Raw genomic sequence first — 19,918 nt, forward strand, 5'->3', positions numbered from 1 at the left:
CAATGGACTCACCCCCGCTCGCGCGGGGAGCACATCAACAACCACACCCGCAAGGCCGAGAGGAAGGACTCACCCCCGCTCGCGCGGGGAGCACTCCCGCTCCTCGGCAGCGACGGCGTCGGCCACGGACTCACCCCCGCTCGCGCGGGGAGCACCCCCGGCCGATCGGCGTAGGGCAGGGCGAGGAGGACTCACCCCCGCTCGCGCGGGGAGCACGACGACACCAGCGTCAAGGTCTTCGGCACCCAGGACTCACCCCCGCTCGCGCGGGGAGCACCAGATCGTCGGCGAGCAGACGCTGAGGTACGCGGACTCACCCCCGCTCGCGCGGGGAGCACTCCGGCACCTTGCCCGGCTCGTAGGCGCGCACAGACTCACCCCCGCTCGCGCGGGGAGCACGCGGGCACGGGGTTGTTGATCCGGCGCCTCACGGACTCACCCCCGCTCGCGCGGGGAGCACTGGAAGCTGGTCGCGGTCCTACTCTCCGGGCCGGACTCACCCCCGCTCGCGCGGGGAGCACCCGCGAGCTTCGCCACCCACAGCGCCGGGCGCGGACTCACCCCCGCTCGCGCGGGGAGCACGGGTCGACATCGACCAGCGGCGGCCAGTCCCAGGACTCACCCCCGCTCGCGCGGGGAGCACCGGGGGTAACCGTGTCGTCTTTCTGGCTGCGCAGACTCACCCCCGCTCGCGCGGGGAGCACAGCTCGAACGCGCGGGCGGCGTGCTCCCACACGGACTCACCCCCGCTCGCGCGGGGAGCACCGGTGTGGAGCGGCATCCTCAGCCAGCCGGGCAGACTCACCCCCGCTCGCGCGGGGAGCACCGGTCGATGGTGGGGTTTGCCCCGAACAGGGTGGACTCACCCCCGCTCGCGCGGGGAGCACCCAGCGGCGACAGCGGTCGAGACAAAGCCCGAGGACTCACCCCCGCTCGCGCGGGGAGCACCCTTCGTGACCTGCTACTTTACGGATAACCCGACTTGGAGACCGGCCGTCTATCCCCGTTCTGTGCCTCTCGGGCCGCGTGAGCCTGTCACCACGTCGGGTCGGGTAGGGCGAGAAGTTCATCCTCCGGCTCGCCATCATCGACTTTGCTGTGTCGAACTGTGATCAACTGCATGCCGTCGAGGTCAACCACCTGGTACCGGTGGTCGCCGACGTGCTGGATGCGAAAACCCTGATCGTCGTCGCTTTGGTGAATCAGTGCCGCGTACGCCTCTCGCACTGGGATTGCGTCGCTGAGCTCCCGCCACAGATAGTCGCGGACTCGCGCCGGCGGCCGACCTACGAAAACGCCGGGCAGCACCTCCAGCATCCACTGATTGAGCGAACCCCGGATGCCTTCAGGGACCCGCGATGTCGCGAGGACACACAGGAAGCTCACCGCAAGGGCTCGTCTCGACCGAATCTGTTGTGCTCAGCGGGGACAAGTTGACCGCCAGTGCCCCACAGCGAGAGCTGGTTGATGTCCCAGTCGTCGTCCGGTGCGGGGTCGATCTCGAGGATTCGATAGATATCATCGACGACGCGGGGAAGCAGTCGGAGCAACTGAAATTCGTCCCGCAGAGCACGCATTGCATCTCGTCCGGGGTCCGTCGACGCATGCTGTTTGAACGCGAGCGGAATGGTCACCTCGGTCTTGTACAGGTCGGCGATGTCTAGCACGAACGCCTTGGGGTTGCCTTCGTGGATGATCCCCAGGCCAGGAGACATCCCCAGGGCACACACTGCGGCTAAACAGACGCCGTAGAGGGCCGTGTTCGCGTGGTTGAGGGCCTCATTGACGGGATCCAGGGCGCCCCTCCCGTCCCGTTCGTCCTTGCGACGGCGCCAGCCGGAGAGGCGACGACGGCGGGCCTCCTGCTGGTAGGTCATCTTGACCCGTGCACCTTCGAGACCCCGAAGCTGCTCAAGCGTCACGGGCGAACCGTCCCTGTTGACGTCTGGCAGCACGATGTCGGGGAAGCGCATCCGCATCATGCGGGCCGCCGCCGCGGAGCGGAGCTCTGGGACGACCGAAGCCCTGGCCTGCGCGTTCAGCAGTGCAGTCGACTTGGACAGCGGGGAGAACGTCGAATAGAGCCGCACCCCGCCGGCCCCGGTCATCAGGACTGCGCAGCCGTTACGGGCCAAAGCGGCTGCTGCCGGCGAGGTGATGGAGGTGCCGGGCCCGAGCATGAGGCAGGCCAGATCCGCGGACGGCAGATAGGTGGTGAAAAGCGTGCCGTCTTCCGTTTCGACGCGGGTATGCGTCCCGTTGTCGTCCTGCTCGACGCGACACTTGTCGAGGTAAAGGAACGTCGTGCGGTCCGAGATCCGCGTGAGGCCGATGGCGCCCGCACGTCCGCTGTTGGGACGCGACAGCGAACCGGGCGTGTTCAACGACTCCTCCGCTCGCGCGGAGAGAAACGGTGTCCGTCTGTCCGAACCGAATCACCCCGCCGGCCGAGCCTCATGCTGGGTCTCGCGATGGCAGGAAGACACACCCGGTTCGCTCTCTCCATTGGATCACGGTCTCCTCATCCCAGGCCGAACGGATCGACGGCCTTGGTCGCGGTCAGCAGTCCGCACCCGTAGGCCCGCGACCGCCCGATACCGGAGAGGCGGAGCGCGTCGAACTCTGTCGAGTCGCCCACCGTGGCCGTCGCATCAACCGTGTCCACCACGACGACATGCGCCCCGGACCGGGTCTTGTCGCGGTAGTGGTTGACGATGGAGAGGTCCGAGAGGGCTCCGCCCAGTTTCGCATTCAACCACTCGACCACTTCGTCGACCGGGACGACGCGAGCAGTCCTCTTGATGGCTCCGCGGATGCGTCTCCCGTCGGGGTCACGAGGAACCACAGACTGTTGGTCGGGCCGGTTGGACCAGGCGGCCACCTGTTCCCTCACCGCGTCTTCGTAGTGGCGCGTGGTACGAGTCACGGGGTTGATCGCGAGCCGGAGGACGACCTGGTCTCCGGGCCGGAAGTCCCATCCTCGCCTAGACACCTCGGTGCACCTGTGGTCACGCGGGAACAGCTCCGGGGCGACCAAGGACTGGATGATGATGGTTGGTTCACCATCGGGCCCGAGGGCGTCGACCCGGTAAAGGATTCCTGACTCGCCGCGACGCTGGTCCGCCGGACCGTCGAGGCGTGGGGCGAAGAGCCGACTCACCGCCCGGTGGGCGGTCTTGTGGTCGCCCCAGTCGACGGAGTTGCCATCACGGTCGGTCAGGGCGGCGGCCGGGAACTGCGTCCAGAAGACGCCGCTCTTGCTGGCGGCCGAGGGGTTCGGCTTCATTGCAGATTCTCCTTGGCCCATTCCAACTGTTCAGCCCTACTCACAGTGGCGGGGCGGTAACGACCCGGGTGCTCGGTGACTAGGTGCGCGTCATAGTCGCCAGCGACCTCGTAGCCGATCAGCGGGTCCTGAGCCGAGTGCCCAGGGTTCTTGGCGACGTGTGGAAGTTCCTGGAAGAGGCCGCCGGCGGGGCCGTCGTGGACACCCAGGACGAAAGGAAAGGCCGGCGCACAGGAGCGCCGTCCCAGGTAGGGCATGAATTTAGGGCGGCGCAGGGCGTCGTGCCAGACGAGCACGGTCTCCTCGTCTGCCTCCAGCGCCACCATGAACTCGGTATGGGCCAAGAAGTCCCGGCGCGAGACCGTGGTCGGGAAGTTCCCGAGGCCACGTACATCGTTGCGGAACCCGCCAGTGCCTGCCTCGCCGAGCCGGTGCCAACGGTCCGCTACGCCGGCTGCCTTGCCGGGCAGCGGACCCAGGACCTGGAAGTCTTCGGTGGCCGGGTTTCGCGTCTCGACGCGTACGTGCAGGTGGTAGCGCGACGCGACGGCACCGAGGTCTCGCGCCGAACCGAACCCGTGGTCGACAGGGCCGATCGCGGCCCCGATCAGGCCGGTCACACCGGACTTGCGCGGCACCTGCTCTGTCGGCACCACCGACTGCATGCTCACGAGGTGGCGGTATCCGCTCCACGACTGGAGAGAGCCCGAAAGGCGCAGGAGGAGGCAGCTCACTGGCTCCCCCCCTCCGAGGCTCCGTTGAGGCCAGCGAAGACGAGCGCCGCGGTCTGGCTGGTGAGCTCGTCGATGGAGCCGACGACCTTGGCCCCGTCGAGGCCATCGACTCCCGGCGCATACGCAACGGTGGCGAGGTAGTTGTCGGCGTCGTAGGAACGGGCGAGTTCGTACTGCTTGATGAGAGAGTCGACGGTCGGCTGGACATATCCGCCGGCCTGGGCCTTCTGGACCGGGGTCTCGAACTCGTAGACGGTGCGGCTGTGCTGGTTCTCGACCAGGACCAGGAACGGCTTCGTGTGCGCGTTGGTGTTGGTGAGCTTTCCCGTCGGAAGCGCCTCGATGAGGGCCTTGACGAGCGCCTCGACCTGCTGCTGAGCACTAGGCGCAGTGATTCCGCTCCAGGAGCGACGGAGTTGGTCAGGGTCGATGGTGAAGGTCGAGTAGTAGACCCCCGAGGTGTAATAGGCCAGCCCCAGGTGCCCAGCACCGGAATCGACCCGTTCTTCGTCGGCATACTCGTCGACTGCCGTGAAGTAGTCGATCGTCAGCGACATCTCGTGCGTCATCACGGCGTGCGAGACGGCGACGGCGGCCTGGGTGGCTTTGTCCGCGCGTGAGGCGAACATTCGGCCGAACGCGGCCACGTCGAGAGAGGCCGACTTGAAGTCCTGGATGAAGGTGTCGACCGTGGCCTCCTCGCCACCGCTCTGCTCGTCGACGATGGCCTGGGCCAACGTCTCCAACTCGGCATCGGAGAAGAGCAGGATGTTGTCCTTCTTGTCCACGGACTCCGCGGCCGTTGCCTCCGCGTCGGGCTTCGCCTCCGACTCATCCTTGGCCTTCTTGGCGAGCGACTTGATGACCGAGTTGGCCGTCTTCCTCGCGGCTGCCACGTCGAGCTGCTTGTCCTGCTCTGCGGCGAACTTCTCGGCGAGCCCCGTGACTATCTTCGCGGCGTTCGAGTCCATCGTCCGGATGGAGGCAGGAGCGTCGGACAAGCCGGACACAGCTTCACGGAACGCGACACGGGCAGGCCTCTTGATGGCCTGGCTGGCCAGCCTGCCGCGCTGCACGCCGCCATCGAACTGCGACTTGGGGAGCCCGTTCTGGTCGCGGTTGAGATTGTGCATCGGAAGCGAGCGGAGGATGTGGACGGTAATGAACGACATGGGCACGTGCTTTCTCTCGAGGGGTCAGGACTGCGTGGTCGCTCCGGGATGGTCGGGCGAGCGCTGGAGGTAGAAGTCGAGGACGATTCGGTTACGGCGGCTCGTGGCATGCGTCCCGGCCCCGCTGCCCCAGTAGACGAGGGAGTCGTTGAGGTCGTGGAAGTTCACCGGGATGCCGTGTTGGGCGCAACGACCGATGAGCCCGTCGATGACCAGAGCGGCGGCGTCTCGGTTCATGAGCGGCAGTGCCGCGACCTGCCCCTCGATGTTGGACCCGGACGTGGCGGCGAGCCGCCCCAAGGCGTGACCGAGCCGCTTGCCGCTGTCGTCGTGGAGGACGTCCTTGTTGAGGGCGCGGATCGCGGCGGCGCGCAGCACACTGGAGCGCTTCCACACGTCCAGCTCGGCGACGAACGGAGCGGCTTGGCCGATCGCACGGAGCTCGCCCGACGGGGTGATCGCCAGACGAATCGCGGCGAGCCAGCCGGCGTACTCGTTGGACCCCGCTCGGTTGTTGGCTTTCACGCGCGAGTTCGTCACCGCCATCAGCCGATGATCAGGGCTCGACTTCTTCTCGTGCACCGCGGTGGCTGCTGCAGTCTCGGTCATGAGGTCTCCTGCCTGTTGGGATCGTCCTGAATGACGGGGACCGGGAAGAACTTGGCGAGATCGCCGCCGATCGACCGGGCAAAGTCGGAGCGTGCCCTGGCCACTGCGGCTACCGCGGCGGGAACCATCAGCGGGTCCGTGGCGCGGTCGAACTCCCGCAGGGCGCGTTGCCGGATCTCGGCAGCGTGTGCGCGCGGCTCGGGTCCGCGCCCTTCGCGTACCTCTTCGGCGATCTCGCCGATCAGCGGGGCGAGCGATGAATAGAAGGCGGCCTGTCCTGTTGCTGCTGCCACCGCATCACCGGGTGTTGCGGTCTTCATGTGGCGGGCGAACTGATATCGACACCTCGACGCGAACTCGAGAAGAGTGCCGATGCTGGCGCGGACCTCTCCGTCGGCGCCGGCGAATGCGGCCGGCATCTCGTCCCAGGCGGCCCAGGTGCGCGTGCCTTTGCCGTCGGTGGTCTCGCTGAACAGGGACATGGTCCATCGCGATCTCTCGGCGTCGTGTATCTGGAGACACCGTTCGACTCGACGCCACCGATCGAGCGCCGCGGGGATGCCGTTGTCCTTGCGGAACCAGCGCTCAAACCCTTCAGTGGTCGTGAGCCGGCCACCGAAGGATCCGCGGGCCCGGCGCTCGATCGTCGCCGGCTGGCCTCCGCGGGCCTTCTTGAGCGTCTCGAGGTAGAGCCGGGTGTGGTCGTCGGCGTGAACGACGCCGAGGCTCTCCTTCTCGGTGGCGGCGAGTACCGGCACCGGTATTGACTCGTCAGCACCGATCACGAATCCCACGGCTGCGCCGTCCTGCACCTGGACGAGCGGGAGCGTCTTGGCGTAGGTGAACCGAGTGACGGAGTCGGTGGCGGCGGTTGCGAAGTCATCGGGAAGCGTGCTGTGGTCGAGGTAGAGAGGGAGGTCTCTCCGGTCCTCCACCCAGGCGACAGGCGTGTTGGCCAGGATCGTGCGCGCAAGGCTCCGCGGATCGGTGTAGTAGACCGCCAACGGGTTGACGTGCCAGGTACCCGCACTGCCCTTCAGGGTCTTGCCCTTCCACGGATCCTGACCGTTGCCGTTCTTCGTCTGGAACCACGCGGTCAGGAGGAGGAGGACGAGGTCGGGCGGGTTGCGTGGGTCGCGATTGTCGCGACGGATCGCCCACTTGGACGAGCTCGCGCCAGGCTCGTGGGCGTGGAGCTGGTCCAGGGGTTTCAGGACCTTGGACAGTCCGACCTTCGGGTCCGCAAGTGCTGCGACGTCGCGAGTGGTCTTGTCCCATCGCTGCAGGAAGGGACGGTCACCGAAGAGGTCGAACCTGTCCACGAACTCTGCCTCGAACTGCTCCACGGCCTGCAGGCTGAATCGTCCTTCGATGTCGGCGGAGTCACGGCGCAGGATCATCGCCGCGACCGAAGGTAGGAAGCGGTAGAGCGAGTCAAGGTCGAGCGGGGTGAGCCCGCTGCCGAGCCCCGTCAGCTCGTGCGCGTCGAGGAAGGCATCGCGCAGTGATACGCGCTCCTCGAAGCCGTCGCCACGACGGCGGACGGGAAGCCATGGGTCTTTCCACGCGTTGAACGCCGTCACGAGTCCCTGCCTCTCTTCATCAATCCGGCGATCGGGTGGTAGTAGGCGTCGTCGAGGTGCTTCAGATCGAGGGGTGGCACACCGGACAGGATCTTGGCCTGAGGCGCCCACTCCATCCCCTCCAGAGTGGTGCCCACAGCAGCTCTTGCCGTCTGTTGGAGCACGAAAGGTACTACGCAGCGCAGACGTTCGAACAGAGGTAGCGCCGAACTAGTTTTCATCTTGCCAAGACGAGCCGCCGTCAGCGCCGGGAACGGAACCCGGTCCCCGGTGATCGGGTCGAGGTAGTAGGACTGCTCGGTCGAATCGAAGAGCAGCACTGTGAACGACTCATGCTCGATGTAGCGCGTCCGCATGAGGTCCTCGTCGTCGGGCCGGCGCGTCATCTCAACCAGCCCGGACCAGTTCGCTCCGGACCGCTGACCTGGAGGCAGCAGAGGGCGGTTCGCGCGCCCTCGTCGCGCCAGGGCGGCACGGGAGTCCTGAGCGGCCTTCCGCCTCTGGACCTCGTCGAGCATCTCTCCGACAGCGTTTCGCTGCTCGTCTGCGTCCTGCGACATCAGGGCCTCCGGCGAGCGGTCGTAGGCCGCATCGACCCAGGTCTGGGAGAACCCCAGAACGTCCACCACCTCCCCCTGAACCTCCTGGTGAGAGGCGAGAGTCCCGTGGGTTCGCCCGAGGACCGGCTGCAGGTAGGGGCGAGCGCCCTTGGCATCGACCCGCCCTTGGCCATCGATCGTCGAGACGACACGGAAGGTTCTGGCTGCGCCGTCCGGCAGACGGCCGCCACGGAACGGAACACCTTCCAAGGAGCCCTCGAATCGCCAGGCACGCCCCAGCCGCTGGAGGAGATCCGGGGCTGGGGCGAGGTCGGACGCCATGAAGTCGACGTCGTAGTCCAGCGACGCCTGGATGACCTGGGTGCCCACGACGACGACCGGCCTGGTGGCGCCTGCTTCGAAGCCGGTCAGGTGGGCGTCCTTGCCGAGCCGGTCGAGTAGGTGCCGTTCCGTGACTTCCCGGTGTCCCGCGACAAGAGAAGAGTGCAGGCAGATGACGTCGTGGGTGGCTGCGACGCCTGGATCCTCACGCAACTCCGAAGCGATCCGCGTGCAGTCGGCGACCACGTTGGAGACGATCGCCAGGGGGCTCGCGGGATGACTGTTCACCGTCGACCTGGCCCAGCTGAGATGCGCCGTCACCCGGTCGTCCCGGGTAGCGACGTCCGTCATCTCGAACTGCGTGTCCGGTGGCCGACGGACGGCCCCGTTCGGTGTTTGGATGGAGGGTGGGTCGCCCTTCAAGGAGACCGAGACCGTGGACGGGAACGGCGGGGTCAGGTCGGCGACGTCCGCAGCAGTAACGTCGAATCCGACACACCGGGTTCCTGCCAGGTAGGCCTGGACCATGAGGCGCATGTGGGTGCTCGGCAGGGTCGCGGAGAGCAGCGTGACCCGGGTGCCCGAGAGTCCCCACCAGTAGAGGAGCTCGATGAGCAACTCGGTCTGGAAGGCGTCGTAGGTGTGTACCTCGTCGAGGACGAGGTGATGGTTGGCAACACCGAAGAGCCTCATGGTGATGTGACGGTTCGCGAGTGCGGCCACGAGTACCTGGTCAACAGTGCCCACGACGTTCGAGGCGACGAGCTTGCGCGTCGAGGTCGTGTACCACGTCGGGTTCGCCTGGTCGCAGCACTCGTCGTCGGAGTTGTCCGCGCGCTTCGGCTCATGTCCGAACTGCGTTAGGTCGGCAAACTGATGGGACTTGATGATCTGCCACTTCTGCCCGGCGGGGAGTCTGGCGGAGACCTCCGTGATCCGCTTCTCCATCGCGTCGGTGGTAGCGAGGGTCGGCAACCCGAAGAAGATGCCTTCTTCCGGTGCGATTGCGCCGCGGAGCAAGGCGGCCTCGGTCTTCCCGTCGCCGGTGGGGTACATGCAGATCCACAATCCGGTGTCGTCTCCATCCGGCATGCCCGCAGCCTCGGCCTGGAGCGGGCGCGGCTGGTAGCCACCCATCACGGCGGTGGAGACGGATTCTCGGGTAGCGGAAGGGATGCTTCCCAGGCTGCTCAGGACGTGAGCCCCGAACTCCTCGCGACGGCCCTCCATCCACGCGGCAGCGGCCTCCGGCGATTCGTGCGGACTCTGTTCCTCTTCCTCCAGTCGCTGCCACAGGGCCTTTCCGTCACGGACCCTGGCGTCGTCCGATGCGATCCAGTCCGCTGTGGTCAGGAGGCCGGAGAAACAGAGGAACGGCACAGCAGCGGCTGGACCCTCGAGAGGGGGCGCGTCGCGGATGCACAGGCCGATGGCAGCCTCGATCCTGGCCACCAGGGCGGCCTGCTGCTCCGACCACCCTTCCAACATCTTGTCGCCGTGCCCGCCGAAGTCGCCCACCCACGAGTCGTGGACTGTCGCCCCTCGCCAGTAGCCGTGGTGGCCGCCGGCGAGAATCCCGAGCCACTGCTCCCCCCGCAACTTGTGCCCGTCTTGGGCCCATTCGCCCGCGACCAGGCGGTGCGAGATGAACTCGTGACGGCGCAACGGATGGAGTGGGGTGCCATTCAGGACGTCCCGCACGCGTGGTTCGGTACGGGGTAGCCCGAGGGACTGCTGCAACTGGTCCGCGAACGCGGCAGAGGCGCGACGGCGTTCCTGGTACTGGAAGAACGGGTTGACCTTGCCTACATCGTGGAGGCCCGCGACCAGACCGAGCGTCAGACCTGCCCGCTCGACCGAGACGCCCAGGACGTCGGCAACCCTGGCACGAAGGGATGGTCTCACCCGGGTGCGCCACAGCTCGCTGGCAACGACCGCAGTGTCGAGCAAGTGGCACAGGACCGGATAGGACCCAAGCTCTCCGGGCGCCGATGCGGGATCCTTTCCATGGATCCTCGGGTCAGGGCGGACCGACGTCCCAGTCAGGTCGATCATGCTGACTCCTGTGCCGCTGGCTCGCCGGCCCCCCACCGGTCGTCGCGACAGGACCGTATCGCTGGTTCGCCCAGTCCGTCCGGCGTTTCGTCACGATGCCCAGCCGCCCGTTCTCGGCGCCGGGATTCGCGGTCTCCGTGCGGACGTAGGGCACATGGGCACTCGCGCACTACCGGGCCGGAAGGTCCACATGGCTCACATGCTCGGCCAGCAGCGTCCGGACGACCCCCTCGCAGCCACCGCAGCCGCTGGTGGCGCGGGTGCTGGCGCGGACCTCCTCGAGGGCGGCGCAGGCCCGGATCGCGCCGGCGCTCACGCCCGCGCAGGCGCAGACCTCGACGTCGTCCGGCAGGGTCACCGGCACGGCAGGCGCCTGCGGCATGAGCAGGGCACCCGGCTCCGCGGGCCCGAGCACGGTACGCCGGTCGAAGAGCTGGGTGACCAGCCCGACGCTCGACAGGTCCCCGACCAGCGTGGCCGCCTCGATGACCCCGCCGCGGACCACCAGCTTGCGGTAGGTCCCCTGGACCGGGTTGCTCATCTCCACCACGTCGCCCTCGGCGGTCTCGGGCTCCCCGAGGACGGCGACCTCGAGCCCGGTGGCGCGCAGCCGGGCGACGGTGCGGTGGCCGTCGTACCCGGGAGGCCCCGCCCTTCCCGGAGACGCGGGACCGGCGCAGAGCTGGGCCGCGAGGACGGACGCCTGCTCCCACGCCGGCGCGACGAAGCCGGTGGTCCGGCCCCGGTGCTCGGCGCAGTCGCCGAGCGCGTGGATCCGCTCGTCGGTCACCGACTCCAGGCGGCTGCCGACCACCACCCCGCGGCGGACCATCAGGCCGGCGCGGCGGGCCAGGGCGGTCGAGGGCCGGCCCCCGGCGGTGAGCACCACCAGGTCGGTGGGCAGGTCGACCCCGTTGTCGAGCCGCAGCCCGGCCTCGGTGAGCCGGACCGCCCGCACCCCGACGTAGACCTCCGTCCCGAGCCGCTCCAGGTCGCGGCGCAGCACCCGTCCCGCGACCTCACCCACCTGCCCCGAGAGCAGGTGGGTGCTTCCCTCGACCACCTCGGTGGCCACCCCGCGGACCGCCAGGGCACGGGCCACCTGGAGGCCGAGCAGCCCCCCGCCCACCACCACCGCACGGCCCGGCACCCCGTCGGCCAGCGCATCGAGCAGCCGGTGGCAGTCGACCAGGCTGCGGAAGGCGTGGACGGACTCGTGCAGCCGCCCGTCCATCCCGACCAGCCCGCGGATCGGCGGCAGCGTGGGGATGGCGCCGGTGGCCAGCACCAACCTGTCCCAGGGCACCCGGTGACCGTCGACGAGCACCACGTCACCGGCGTCACGGTCGATCTCGGCGACCCGGGCGCCGAGGCGCAGCGCGACCCCGTGCTCGGCGAACCACGAGCGGTCCCGCAGGGTCAGTGCGTCGGGGCGGTGGCTCCCCTCGAGGACCGCGGAGAGCAGGATCCGGTTGTAGGGCGCGTCCTCCTCGTCGCCGAGGACGGTGACGTCGCCGCGGTAGTCGCCGGCGACCAGCCCCTCGACGAGCCTCGTCGCCGCCATCCCGGCGCCCACCACGACGAGCCGCTCAGCACCGGACTGCTCAGCACCGGGCCGCTCAGCCATGCCACGCCCCCGCGGGGAGGGTCGCCGGCAGCTCCGCGGGCATCCGGGCCGGGATCGAGAGACGGGCCGCGCACGCCTTGAACTCCGGCATCCGCGACGCCGGGTCCAGGGCGTCGTTGGTGAGCCGGTTGGCGCCCGCCCAGTGGAAGGGCACGAAGACGGTGTCCGGCCGGATCGACTCGGTGACCCGGGCGGGCGCGACCATCCGGCCGCGCCGGGTCTCCACCTCGACCGGCTCCCCGTCGGCGGTGCCCAGCCGCATCGCCAGCAGCGGGTGGAGCTCGACGAACGGACCGGTGTCGGGGAGGTCGCGGACCCGGCGGGTCTGTGCCCCGGACTGGTACTGCGCCAGCACCCGCCCGGTGGTCAGGTGCACGGGGTACTCCGCGCACGGCACCTCCGCGGCGCCACGGTGGTCGACGACGTGGAAGCGGGCGCGCCCGTCGGGGTGGGCGAAGGAGTCGGTGAACATCCGCGGGGTGCCCGGGTGCGACGGGTCTGGGCAGGGCCAGAAGACGCCCTGCTCGTCCCGGATCCGCTGCCAGGTGATGCCGGCGTAGTCGGCCGGCCCACCCGCCGAGGCCGCCCGCAGCTCGGTGAAGACCTCCTCGGGGTCGGTGGCCAGCACCACCGGGCTGCCGAGCCGCTCGGCCAGCCCGGCCAGGACCTCCAGGTCGGAGCGGACCCCGGCAGGCGGGGCGAGGGCCTGCTGGCGCAGGATCACCCTCCCCTCCAGGTTGGTCATCGTCCCCGACTCTTCGGCCCACTGGGTCACCGGCAGCACCACGTCGGCCTGGGCCGCGGTCTCGGAGAGCACCAGGTCGCAGACGACCAGCAGGTCCAGCGACGCCAACCGCTCGGCGACCCGGTGCGCGTTGGGCGCGGAGATCACGATGTTGGAGCCGTGCACCAGCAGCGCGCGCGGGCCGCCGTCGGTGCCCAGCGCCATCAGCAGCTCGTAGGCCGACCGCCCCTTGCCCGGCAGCGACTCGGGGGCGACCCCCCAGACCCCGGCCACGTGCTCCCGCGCAGCCGGGTCCTCGATGGAGCGGTAGCCGGGCAGCTGGTCGGCCTTCTGGCCGTGCTCGCGCCCACCCTGCCCGTTGCCCTGGCCGGTGAGGCAGCCGTAGCCGCCGTACGGACGGCCGCACTGCCCGAGCGCGAGGGCGACGTTGATCCAGGCCAGCACCGTCTCCGAGCCGGTGCTGTGCTGCTCGGCGCCACGGGCGGTCAGCACCATCACCGTCGCCGAGGCCGCCAGCAGCCCGGCCAGGTCGCGCAGCTGGCTCGCCGGCACCCCGGTGACCCGCTCGACCCGCTCGGGCCACCACGCCGAGACCGAGTCACGCACCCCCCCGAAGCCGGTGGTCCGCGCGGCGACGTACTCCTCGTCCACCGCTCCCGCCGCCACCAGCAGGTGGAGCACGCCCAGGGCCAGCGCCAGGTCGGTGCCGGGGACCGGCTGCACGAAGAGGTCGGCCCGGTCGGCGGTGGCCGTGCGACGCGGGTCGACGACCACCACCCGGCCGCCGCGCTCCCGGAGGCGGTCGAGGTGCCGCGCGGCCGGCGGCATCGTCTCGGCCAGGTTGGAGCCCACCAGCACCACGAGGTCGGTCTGCTCGAGGTCGGCCAGCGGGAAGGGCAGCCCCCGGTCGAGACCGAACGCCCGCGACCCGGCGGAGGCGGCCGACGACATGCACCAGCGGCCGTTGTAGTCGATCTGGCTGGTGCCCAGCACCACCCGGGCGAACTTGCCGAGCTGGTAGGCCTTCTCGTTGGTCAGACCGCCGCCGCCGAAGACCCCCACCGCGTCGGGGCCGTGCTCCTCCCGGACCCGGCGGAGACCGTCGGCGACCACGTCGAGGGCCTCGTCCCAGGAGACCGGCGTGAACTCGCCGCTCTCCCGGTCCCGCAGCAACGGGGTGGTGAGCCGCTCGCGTGAGCCCAGCAGGCCGGCCGCGCTCCACCCCTTGCGGCACAGCGCACCCGCGTTGACCTCGAACTCCGGCCACGCCTCCACCTCGGGGGCGCGGCGCCCGACCAGGCGCATGCCGCACTGCAGGGAGCAGTAGGGGCAGTGGGTCTGGGTCATCAGATGCCGGCCCGCGCCATGCTGGTGGCTCCCGCCCGGCGGCGCAGGTAGACGCCCCAGGTCACCCCGGCGCAGACCACGTAGAAGGCGGTGAAGACCACGAACGCGCCCTTCGTAGCCTGCATCGGGTCGGCCACCCAGGGGGCGGAGAAGGCGAGCGGGATCAGGAACCCGCCGACCGCGCCGACCGCGCCGATCACGCCGATCGCGGCCGAGGACTGCTTGGTCGCCGCGTGCAGGGCCCGGGTGCGCTCGGGGGTCTGCGGGGTGGTGGCGCGCTCGGCCTCCACCCGGAAGATCGCGGGGATCATCTTGTACGTCGACCCGTTGCCGATGCCGGTGCACGCGAAGATGCAGAGGAAGAAGGCGAGGAACCAGCCGAACCACGACTGGTTGTCCAGCGCGATCGCCGGGTCGGCCGTGGGGTTGGGCGTGAGCCGGGTCAGGGTCCACAGCACGGCCAGGGTGAAGACCACCAGCCCGAGGAAGGCGCCCAGCGTGACCTTCGCGCCCCCCAGCCGGTCGGCCAGCCAGCCGCCGAAGGGCCGGGTGACCGAGCCGACGCCCGCGCCGAGGAAGGCGTAGTAGGCGAAGAAGATGCCGGTGCCCAGCGGCGCCGGGTCGGGCACCCAGAAGTTGAGCTTGATCAGCAGGGGCATCGCCGCGGAGTAGCCGATGAACGAGCCGAAGGTGCCGATGTAGAGGAACGACATCACCCAGGTCTGCCGGTTGCGGACGACCGCCAGCTGCTCGCGGGGGTGGGAGACCGCCGAGCTCAGGTTGTCCATCCAGCGCCACGCGGCGAAGGCGGCGACCAGCGCCATGCCGGCATAGACGTAGGCCGCCACCTCGAGCCGGATCCCCGACTCGCTGGCCTTGACCAGGCCGAAGATGCCGGCGCCTCCCACCATCACCGGCAGCAGCAGCTGGATCAGGGAGACGCCCAGGTTGCCGCCCGCGGCGTTGAGCCCGAGCGCCGCGCCCTTCTTGGCCGAGGGGTAGAAGAAGTTGATGTTGGCCATCGAGGAGGCGAAGTTGCCGCCCCCGAAGCCGGCGGTGGCGGCGACCAGGCAGAAGACCCAGTACGGCGTCTCCGGGCGCTGGACGAAGAAGGCGAAGAGCAGCGTCGGGATCAGCAGGAGCAGCGCGCTGACCATCGTCCAGTTGCGGCCGCCGAACTTCGGCACCGCGAACGTGTAGGGCAGCCGGAGCACCGAGCCGACGAGGTTGGGCAGCGCCACCAGGAGGAAGAGCTGCTGGGGGGTGAAGCTGAACCCCTGGGCCAGCAGGAAGGCAGAGGAGACGCTCCAGATGAGCCAGACCGAGAAGCCCAGGTGCTCGGCGAAGATCGACCACACCAGGTTGCGGCGGGCGACCTGCCTGCCGCCGCCCTCCCAGAAAGCGGGATCCTCGGGGTGCCACTCGTCGATCCAGCGTCCGGTGCGACGCTCGGTCGGCGGGGCGTCGTCGCGGGCGGTGGGGTTGTCGGTGACGGTGGCCATCGTGTCCTCCAGGGGCGGTGCAGGGTCGTGGTCGACCCCTGAACCCTGCGTCGGGCATGTTTCGGGTGCCCCCCGGAGTGTTTCTCCCGGGTGTCAACTTGTTCTCACGACCTCACGCGTCCGGTGCCGGGCCGGGGCGGCGCCCGGGCCCCGTATCCTGCGGGCGTGCCTCCCTCCGCCTTCGTCGTCCTGGCCGCCGGCGCGGGCTCCCGGGTCGGCGCCGTCGTCGACGGGGTGCCCACCAACAAGGTGCTGCTCTCCCTGGCGGGTCTCCCGGTGCTGGCGCACTCGGTGCTGGCCGCCTTCGCCGTCCCCGAGGTACGTCGGGTCGTCGTGGTGGTGAGACCCGGCGAGGAGACCGTGGTCGGCGAGGCGCTCTCCCCGCACCTGGGCGAGCGCGAGGTGCTGCTGGTGACCGGTGGAGCCACCCGCCACGACTCCGAGCACGCGGCACTGCGGGTGCTCCGCGCGGAGGTGGAGTCGGGCGAGGTCGAGGTGGTGGCGATCCACGACGGGGCGCGCCCGCTCGTCGACCCCGCCCTGGTCGAGCGTCTGCTGACTGCGGCCGCCGAGGACGGGGGCGCCGTCCCGGTCGTCCCCGCGCCGCCGATGCTGCACCTCGACGGATCGGTGGCCCCACGGGGCCTCGGCACGGTGCAGACCCCCCAGGCGTTCCGCGCCGCGGCGCTGCTCGCCGCCTACGACGCCGCCGACCGGGAGGGCTTCCAGGGCGCCGACACCGCGAGCTGCGTCGAGCGGTACGCCGGTGTCGGAGGGGGCCGGCCGGTGCGGATCCGGGCCGTCCCGTCGTCGGGCCGCAACCTCAAGGTCACCTTCCCCGAGGACGTGCCGCTGGCCGAGGCCCTGCTCAGGACAGAGGAGAGCGGGCCGACGACCCGGCGGTGAGCTGCTCCAGGGCCCTCACGTCGTCCGCGTCCTGCACCCGTCGGGCCTCCGGCGGGGCGTCCACCAGCTCCAGCCAGGTGGCACGGTCCTGGCCCAACGGCAGGACCAGCGCCTCCAGGAGCTCCGCCAGGTCGGTGGCGGGCAGGTCGGGCAGGCGGCGGACCACCTCGGCCGGCAGGACCACCGGCGAGCAGAGCACGCGAAGCCCCTCCCGGTCGACGGTGCGGCCCACCGTCGAGCCGGCCACCTCCTTGACCGTGTCGGTCACCGGCCGGACGCCGACGACCACCCGGCCGGTCTCACGGGCCCGCTCCACGCAGTCGGCGAGGAACGCCGAGGGGGTCATCGGACACAGCGAGTCGTGGAGCACCAAAGGGCCGCCGCCCTCCTGCACCTCCTCCCACGCGGTGCCGTGGTCGAGCAGCCGGATCCCGGCCTCACCCGCCGCCCACGCGGCGCAGGCGACCAGCGCCTCCGCGTGGATGAGGCTGTAGGGCAGGGGACCGCGGTCCTCGTCGAGCACGCGACCGAGGGGGCGCGGCACTTCGTCGTCGTAGACGTCGTAGGGGTCTGCAGTCATGGCAGGACCAGCCTAGGGCCAGACGGTACGGGCGGGGCAGAGACGACGAGGCCCCGACGACCGTGTGGTCGTCGGGGCCTCGTCACGAGTCAGGGGCTGCGCCTCAGGAGGCGAGCACCTCGTCGAGGATGGCCTCGGCCTTGTCCTCGTTGGTGCGCTCGGCGAGAGCCAGCTCGGAGACCAGGATCTGCCGGGCCTTGGCGAGCATCCGCTTCTCCCCGGCGGAGAGGCCGCGGTCGCGCTCGCGGCGCCACAGGTCGCGGACGACCTCCGACACCTTCATCACGTCGCCGGAGTGGAGCTTCTCCAGGTTGGCCTTGTAGCGGCGCGACCAGTTGGTCGGCTCCTCGACGTGAGCCGCACGCAGGACGTCGAAGACCCGGTCGAGACCGGCCTTGTCGACGACGTCGCGGACCCCGACCAGGTCGAGGTTGCACGCCGGCACCCTGACGACCAGGTCCTGCTGGGCCACGATGCGGAGGACCAGATACTCGCGGTCCTCCCCCTTGATCTTCCGCATCTCGATGTCCTCGATGATCGCGGCCCCGTGATTCGGGTAGACAACCGTTTCGCCCACGGTGAAAGTCATATGGTGAGTTCCCCTTTCAAGGAGCCCTAGTCTAGCACGTCACATAGACAGTTCAGACTGTCGTTTCCGCAGGTCAGAGGCGTGTAGCGCCTTGACAGAACCCGCGAGCATGTGTTCGCGGGTGACCGGCGCCACGTCCGGGACGGCCGGCTCCGCCGTCCTCGCCGTCCCTCCGCGCGAAGCCCGCGGACCCCCCACGCCGTGGCCCCGCGGTCGCCTCGCGCGCGGTCGGCGCTACGCTCTGCACCATGCACACGCCCCACCGTCGTACGACCGCGCTGGCCTCCCTCGCGCTCGTCCTCGCCCCCGTGCTGAGCTCCTGCGGCTTCGACTACGCCACCGACCGGGACTACACCCCCGCCGTCGGCACCAACCACCGTGAGGGCCAGGTCAACGTGCTGGGCGCCACCGTGGTGGCCGCGGAGTCCGGCGAAGCCGTCTTCGTCGCCTCGATGACCAACCTCGGCGACGCGGAGTCCAGCCTCGAGGGCATCAGCAGCCTCGACGGGCTGACCTTCTCCGGCGTCGAGGACATCACGGTGCCCCCCGGCGGCCTCGTCAACCTCGCCGCCGCCGACGTCCCCGTCACCGTCGAGGGCGACATCGAGCCGGGCTCCTTCGTCAACATCTCCCTGGAGTTCTCCCACGGCGACACCGTGACCCTCGATGTCCCGGTGCGGCCCGCCTGCGGCGACTACGCCGACATCCCCGGCGTCCCCGCGGGCGACGAGGTGTGCGAGGTCTCCACCGGCGACGAGCACTGAGGGGTCGACGATGACGTACACGCTGGTCCTGCTCCGCCACGGCGAGAGCGAGTGGAACGCCAAGAACCTCTTCACCGGCTGGGTCGACGTGGCCCTGACCGAGAAGGGCCGGGCCGAGGCGGTCCGCGGCGGTGAGCTCATGCGTGACGAGGGCGTGCTGCCCGACGTCGTCCACACCTCCCTCCAGCGGCGCGCGATCAACACCGCCGCCCTGGCGCTCGACGCCGCCGACCGGCACTGGATCCCGGTCAAGAGGTCCTGGCGGCTCAACGAGCGCCACTACGGCGCCCTGCAGGGCAAGGACAAGAAGCAGACCCTCGCGGAGTACGGCGAGGAGCAGTTCATGCTCTGGCGCCGCAGCTTCGACACCCCGCCGCCGCCGCTCGACGACGCGGACGAGTACTCCCAGTCGGGCGACCCGCGCTACGCCGACCTCGGCGACGAGATGCCCCGCACCGAGTGCCTCAAGGACGTGATCGCCCGCTTCCTGCCCTACTGGGAGTCCGCGATCGTGCCGGACCTCCGGGCCGGCAGGACCGTGCTGGTCGCGGCCCACGGCAACAGCCTCCGCGCCCTGGTCAAGCACCTCGACCAGATCAGCGACGCCGACATCGCCGGGCTCAACATCCCGACCGGGATGCCGCTGGTCTTCGAGCTCGACGAGGAGCTCCGCCCGATCACCGCCGGCGGTCGCTACCTCGACCCGGAGGCCGCCGCGGCCGCCGCGGCCGCGGTCGCCAACCAGGGCCGCTGAGCCCAGGCCAGCGCGGAGCGGGTCACTCCGAGAGGACCGGCCGGCCGGTGACCACGAAGACCACCCGGGTGGCCACCGAGACCGCGTGGTCGGCGATCCGCTCGTAGTAGCGCCCGAGCAGGGCCACGTCCACCGCCGCCTCCACGCCGTGCTCCCAGTCGTCGGAGAGCAGCGTGACGAAGCTGGAGCTGCGCAGCAGGTCCATCTCCTCGTCGTCGCGAGCCAGCGAGTGCGCCGCCTCGACGTCGCGGTCCGCCACGATCCGGATCACCTGCGCGACCATGTCCTCGGCCACCTCGGCCATCCTGGTCACCGTCGGACGCATCGCCTCCGGCACCGCCACCGCGGGCGCCCGCAGCCGCGCCACCTTGGCGACGTGCACCGAGAGGTCGCCCATCCGCTCCAGCTCGGTGACCATCCGCAGGGCCGCGACGACCAGGCGCAGGTCCCCGGCGACGGGGGCCTGGAGGCTCAGCAGCGCGAACGCCTTGTCCTCCACCCGCTCCCGGGCCAGGTCGATCTCGGCGTCGGCCGAGATCACCTGCTCGGCCAGGGCCGCGTCACCGGTCAGCAGCGACCGGGTGGCCCGGTGCACCGCCGTCCTGACCAGGCGGCAGATGTCGACCAGGTCGTCGAAGACGGAGTCGAGCTGTTCATGGAAGACCTCGCGCATGCCGGTCACCGTAGGCCGGCGAGGTGTCCGGACGGCGACGTGAGTTGAACGCCGGGTGAACAGTCCCCGACGCCCCGTCGGAGCGGCGGGGGCGGCGCGGCCCCTGGCCTA

17 protein-coding genes and 1 CRISPR repeat array (1 of these 18 cut by a window edge) are annotated in these 19,918 nt (G+C 70.1%); of the genes, 3 read left to right on the forward strand and 14 right to left on the reverse strand.

The annotated features are described in order from the left end of the window. Positions 1-948: a CRISPR direct-repeat array (repeat unit 29 nt; unit sequence GGACTCACCCCCGCTCGCGCGGGGAGCAC) (it extends 2,921 nt beyond the left edge of the window). 87 nt (positions 949-1,035) lie between these two features. From cas2e to AC3X7R_RS01530, 11 genes are all read right to left on the reverse strand, one after another. Then, positions 1,036-1,317 carry a type I-E CRISPR-associated endoribonuclease Cas2e gene (gene cas2e, locus AC3X7R_RS01480; RefSeq protein WP_489963772.1) on the reverse strand — a complete coding sequence of 94 codons (282 nt, stop codon included), beginning with the start codon at positions 1,315-1,317 and terminating at the stop codon, positions 1,036-1,038. Positions 1,318-1,382: 65 nt separating this feature from the next. Beyond that, positions 1,383-2,384, reverse strand: coding sequence for a type I-E CRISPR-associated endonuclease Cas1e (gene cas1e / locus AC3X7R_RS01485; RefSeq protein ID WP_489963773.1), 1,002 nt, complete (start codon positions 2,382-2,384; stop codon positions 1,383-1,385). Positions 2,385-2,521: 137 nt separating this feature from the next. Continuing rightward, the gene (locus AC3X7R_RS01490) at positions 2,522-3,286 is read right to left on the reverse strand and encodes a type I-E CRISPR-associated protein Cas6/Cse3/CasE (protein ID WP_489963774.1); all 765 of its coding nucleotides are present in this window, start codon (positions 3,284-3,286) and stop codon (positions 2,522-2,524) included. After that, positions 3,283-4,020, reverse strand: coding sequence for a type I-E CRISPR-associated protein Cas5/CasD (gene cas5e, locus AC3X7R_RS01495; RefSeq protein ID WP_489963775.1), 738 nt, complete (start codon positions 4,018-4,020; stop codon positions 3,283-3,285). Before cas5e ends, AC3X7R_RS01490 begins: the two co-directional genes overlap by 4 nt. Next, positions 4,017-5,192, reverse strand: a complete 1,176-nt coding sequence (locus tag AC3X7R_RS01500) for a type I-E CRISPR-associated protein Cas7/Cse4/CasC (protein WP_489963776.1) — start codon at positions 5,190-5,192, stop codon at positions 4,017-4,019. The genes cas5e and AC3X7R_RS01500 overlap by 4 nt, the downstream gene beginning before the upstream one ends. 24 nt (positions 5,193-5,216) lie before the next feature. Next, complete coding sequence (locus AC3X7R_RS01505; RefSeq protein ID WP_489963777.1) at positions 5,217-5,801, reverse strand: type I-E CRISPR-associated protein Cse2/CasB; 585 nt, start codon at positions 5,799-5,801, stop codon at positions 5,217-5,219. After that, entirely contained in the window at positions 5,798-7,384 is a 1,587-nt protein-coding gene (locus AC3X7R_RS01510; protein ID WP_489963778.1) for a type I-E CRISPR-associated protein Cse1/CasA, read from the reverse strand. The genes AC3X7R_RS01505 and AC3X7R_RS01510 overlap by 4 nt, the downstream gene beginning before the upstream one ends. Continuing rightward, on the reverse strand, positions 7,381-10,320 hold the full coding sequence (gene cas3 / locus AC3X7R_RS01515; RefSeq protein ID WP_489963779.1) for a CRISPR-associated helicase Cas3': 2,940 nt from the start codon (positions 10,318-10,320) through the stop codon (positions 7,381-7,383). The genes AC3X7R_RS01510 and cas3 overlap by 4 nt, the downstream gene beginning before the upstream one ends. 169 nt (positions 10,321-10,489) lie before the next feature. Continuing rightward, complete coding sequence (locus AC3X7R_RS01520) at positions 10,490-11,947, reverse strand: FAD-dependent oxidoreductase (RefSeq protein ID WP_489963780.1); 1,458 nt, start codon at positions 11,945-11,947, stop codon at positions 10,490-10,492. Continuing rightward, positions 11,940-14,039 (reverse strand): molybdopterin oxidoreductase family protein, encoded by a 2,100-nt coding sequence (locus tag AC3X7R_RS01525; RefSeq protein ID WP_489963781.1) that lies wholly within the window; start codon positions 14,037-14,039, stop codon positions 11,940-11,942. The genes AC3X7R_RS01520 and AC3X7R_RS01525 overlap by 8 nt, the downstream gene beginning before the upstream one ends. Continuing rightward, complete coding sequence (locus tag AC3X7R_RS01530) at positions 14,039-15,541, reverse strand: MFS transporter (RefSeq protein WP_489963782.1); 1,503 nt, start codon at positions 15,539-15,541, stop codon at positions 14,039-14,041. The genes AC3X7R_RS01525 and AC3X7R_RS01530 overlap by 1 nt, the downstream gene beginning before the upstream one ends. Before the next feature lie 165 nt (positions 15,542-15,706). Here AC3X7R_RS01530 and AC3X7R_RS01535 point away from each other — a divergent pair, with 165 nt between their 5' ends. Next, the gene (locus AC3X7R_RS01535; protein ID WP_489963783.1) at positions 15,707-16,447 is read left to right on the forward strand and encodes an IspD/TarI family cytidylyltransferase; all 741 of its coding nucleotides are present in this window, start codon (positions 15,707-15,709) and stop codon (positions 16,445-16,447) included. Here the strand turns inward: AC3X7R_RS01535 and AC3X7R_RS01540 are convergent. Further along, positions 16,410-17,027: a 2-C-methyl-D-erythritol 4-phosphate cytidylyltransferase gene (locus tag AC3X7R_RS01540; protein WP_489963784.1), complete on the reverse strand. Its 618-nt coding sequence runs from the start codon at positions 17,025-17,027 to the stop codon at positions 16,410-16,412. The two genes, AC3X7R_RS01535 and AC3X7R_RS01540, sit on opposite strands and share 38 nt — an antisense overlap. A gap of 103 nt (positions 17,028-17,130) precedes the next feature. Then, positions 17,131-17,616: a CarD family transcriptional regulator gene (locus tag AC3X7R_RS01545; RefSeq protein ID WP_489963785.1), complete on the reverse strand. Its 486-nt coding sequence runs from the start codon at positions 17,614-17,616 to the stop codon at positions 17,131-17,133. A gap of 248 nt (positions 17,617-17,864) precedes the next feature. Between AC3X7R_RS01545 and AC3X7R_RS01550 the strand changes: the two genes are divergently transcribed. Together AC3X7R_RS01550 and AC3X7R_RS01555 are read left to right on the forward strand one after the other, a co-directional pair. Continuing rightward, the gene (locus tag AC3X7R_RS01550) at positions 17,865-18,380 is read left to right on the forward strand and encodes a copper chaperone PCu(A)C (RefSeq protein ID WP_489963786.1); all 516 of its coding nucleotides are present in this window, start codon (positions 17,865-17,867) and stop codon (positions 18,378-18,380) included. A gap of 10 nt (positions 18,381-18,390) precedes the next feature. Continuing rightward, positions 18,391-19,134: a phosphoglyceromutase gene (locus tag AC3X7R_RS01555; RefSeq protein WP_489963787.1), complete on the forward strand. Its 744-nt coding sequence runs from the start codon at positions 18,391-18,393 to the stop codon at positions 19,132-19,134. A 22-nt stretch (positions 19,135-19,156) separates the two neighbouring features. Here the strand turns inward: AC3X7R_RS01555 and phoU are convergent, their stop codons facing one another. Next, positions 19,157-19,807 (reverse strand): phosphate signaling complex protein PhoU, encoded by a 651-nt coding sequence (gene phoU / locus AC3X7R_RS01560; RefSeq protein WP_489963788.1) that lies wholly within the window; start codon positions 19,805-19,807, stop codon positions 19,157-19,159. Positions 19,808-19,918: the final 111 nt, after the last annotated feature.

It is taken from the genome of Nocardioides sp. Z22_16 (assembly GCF_058134365.1).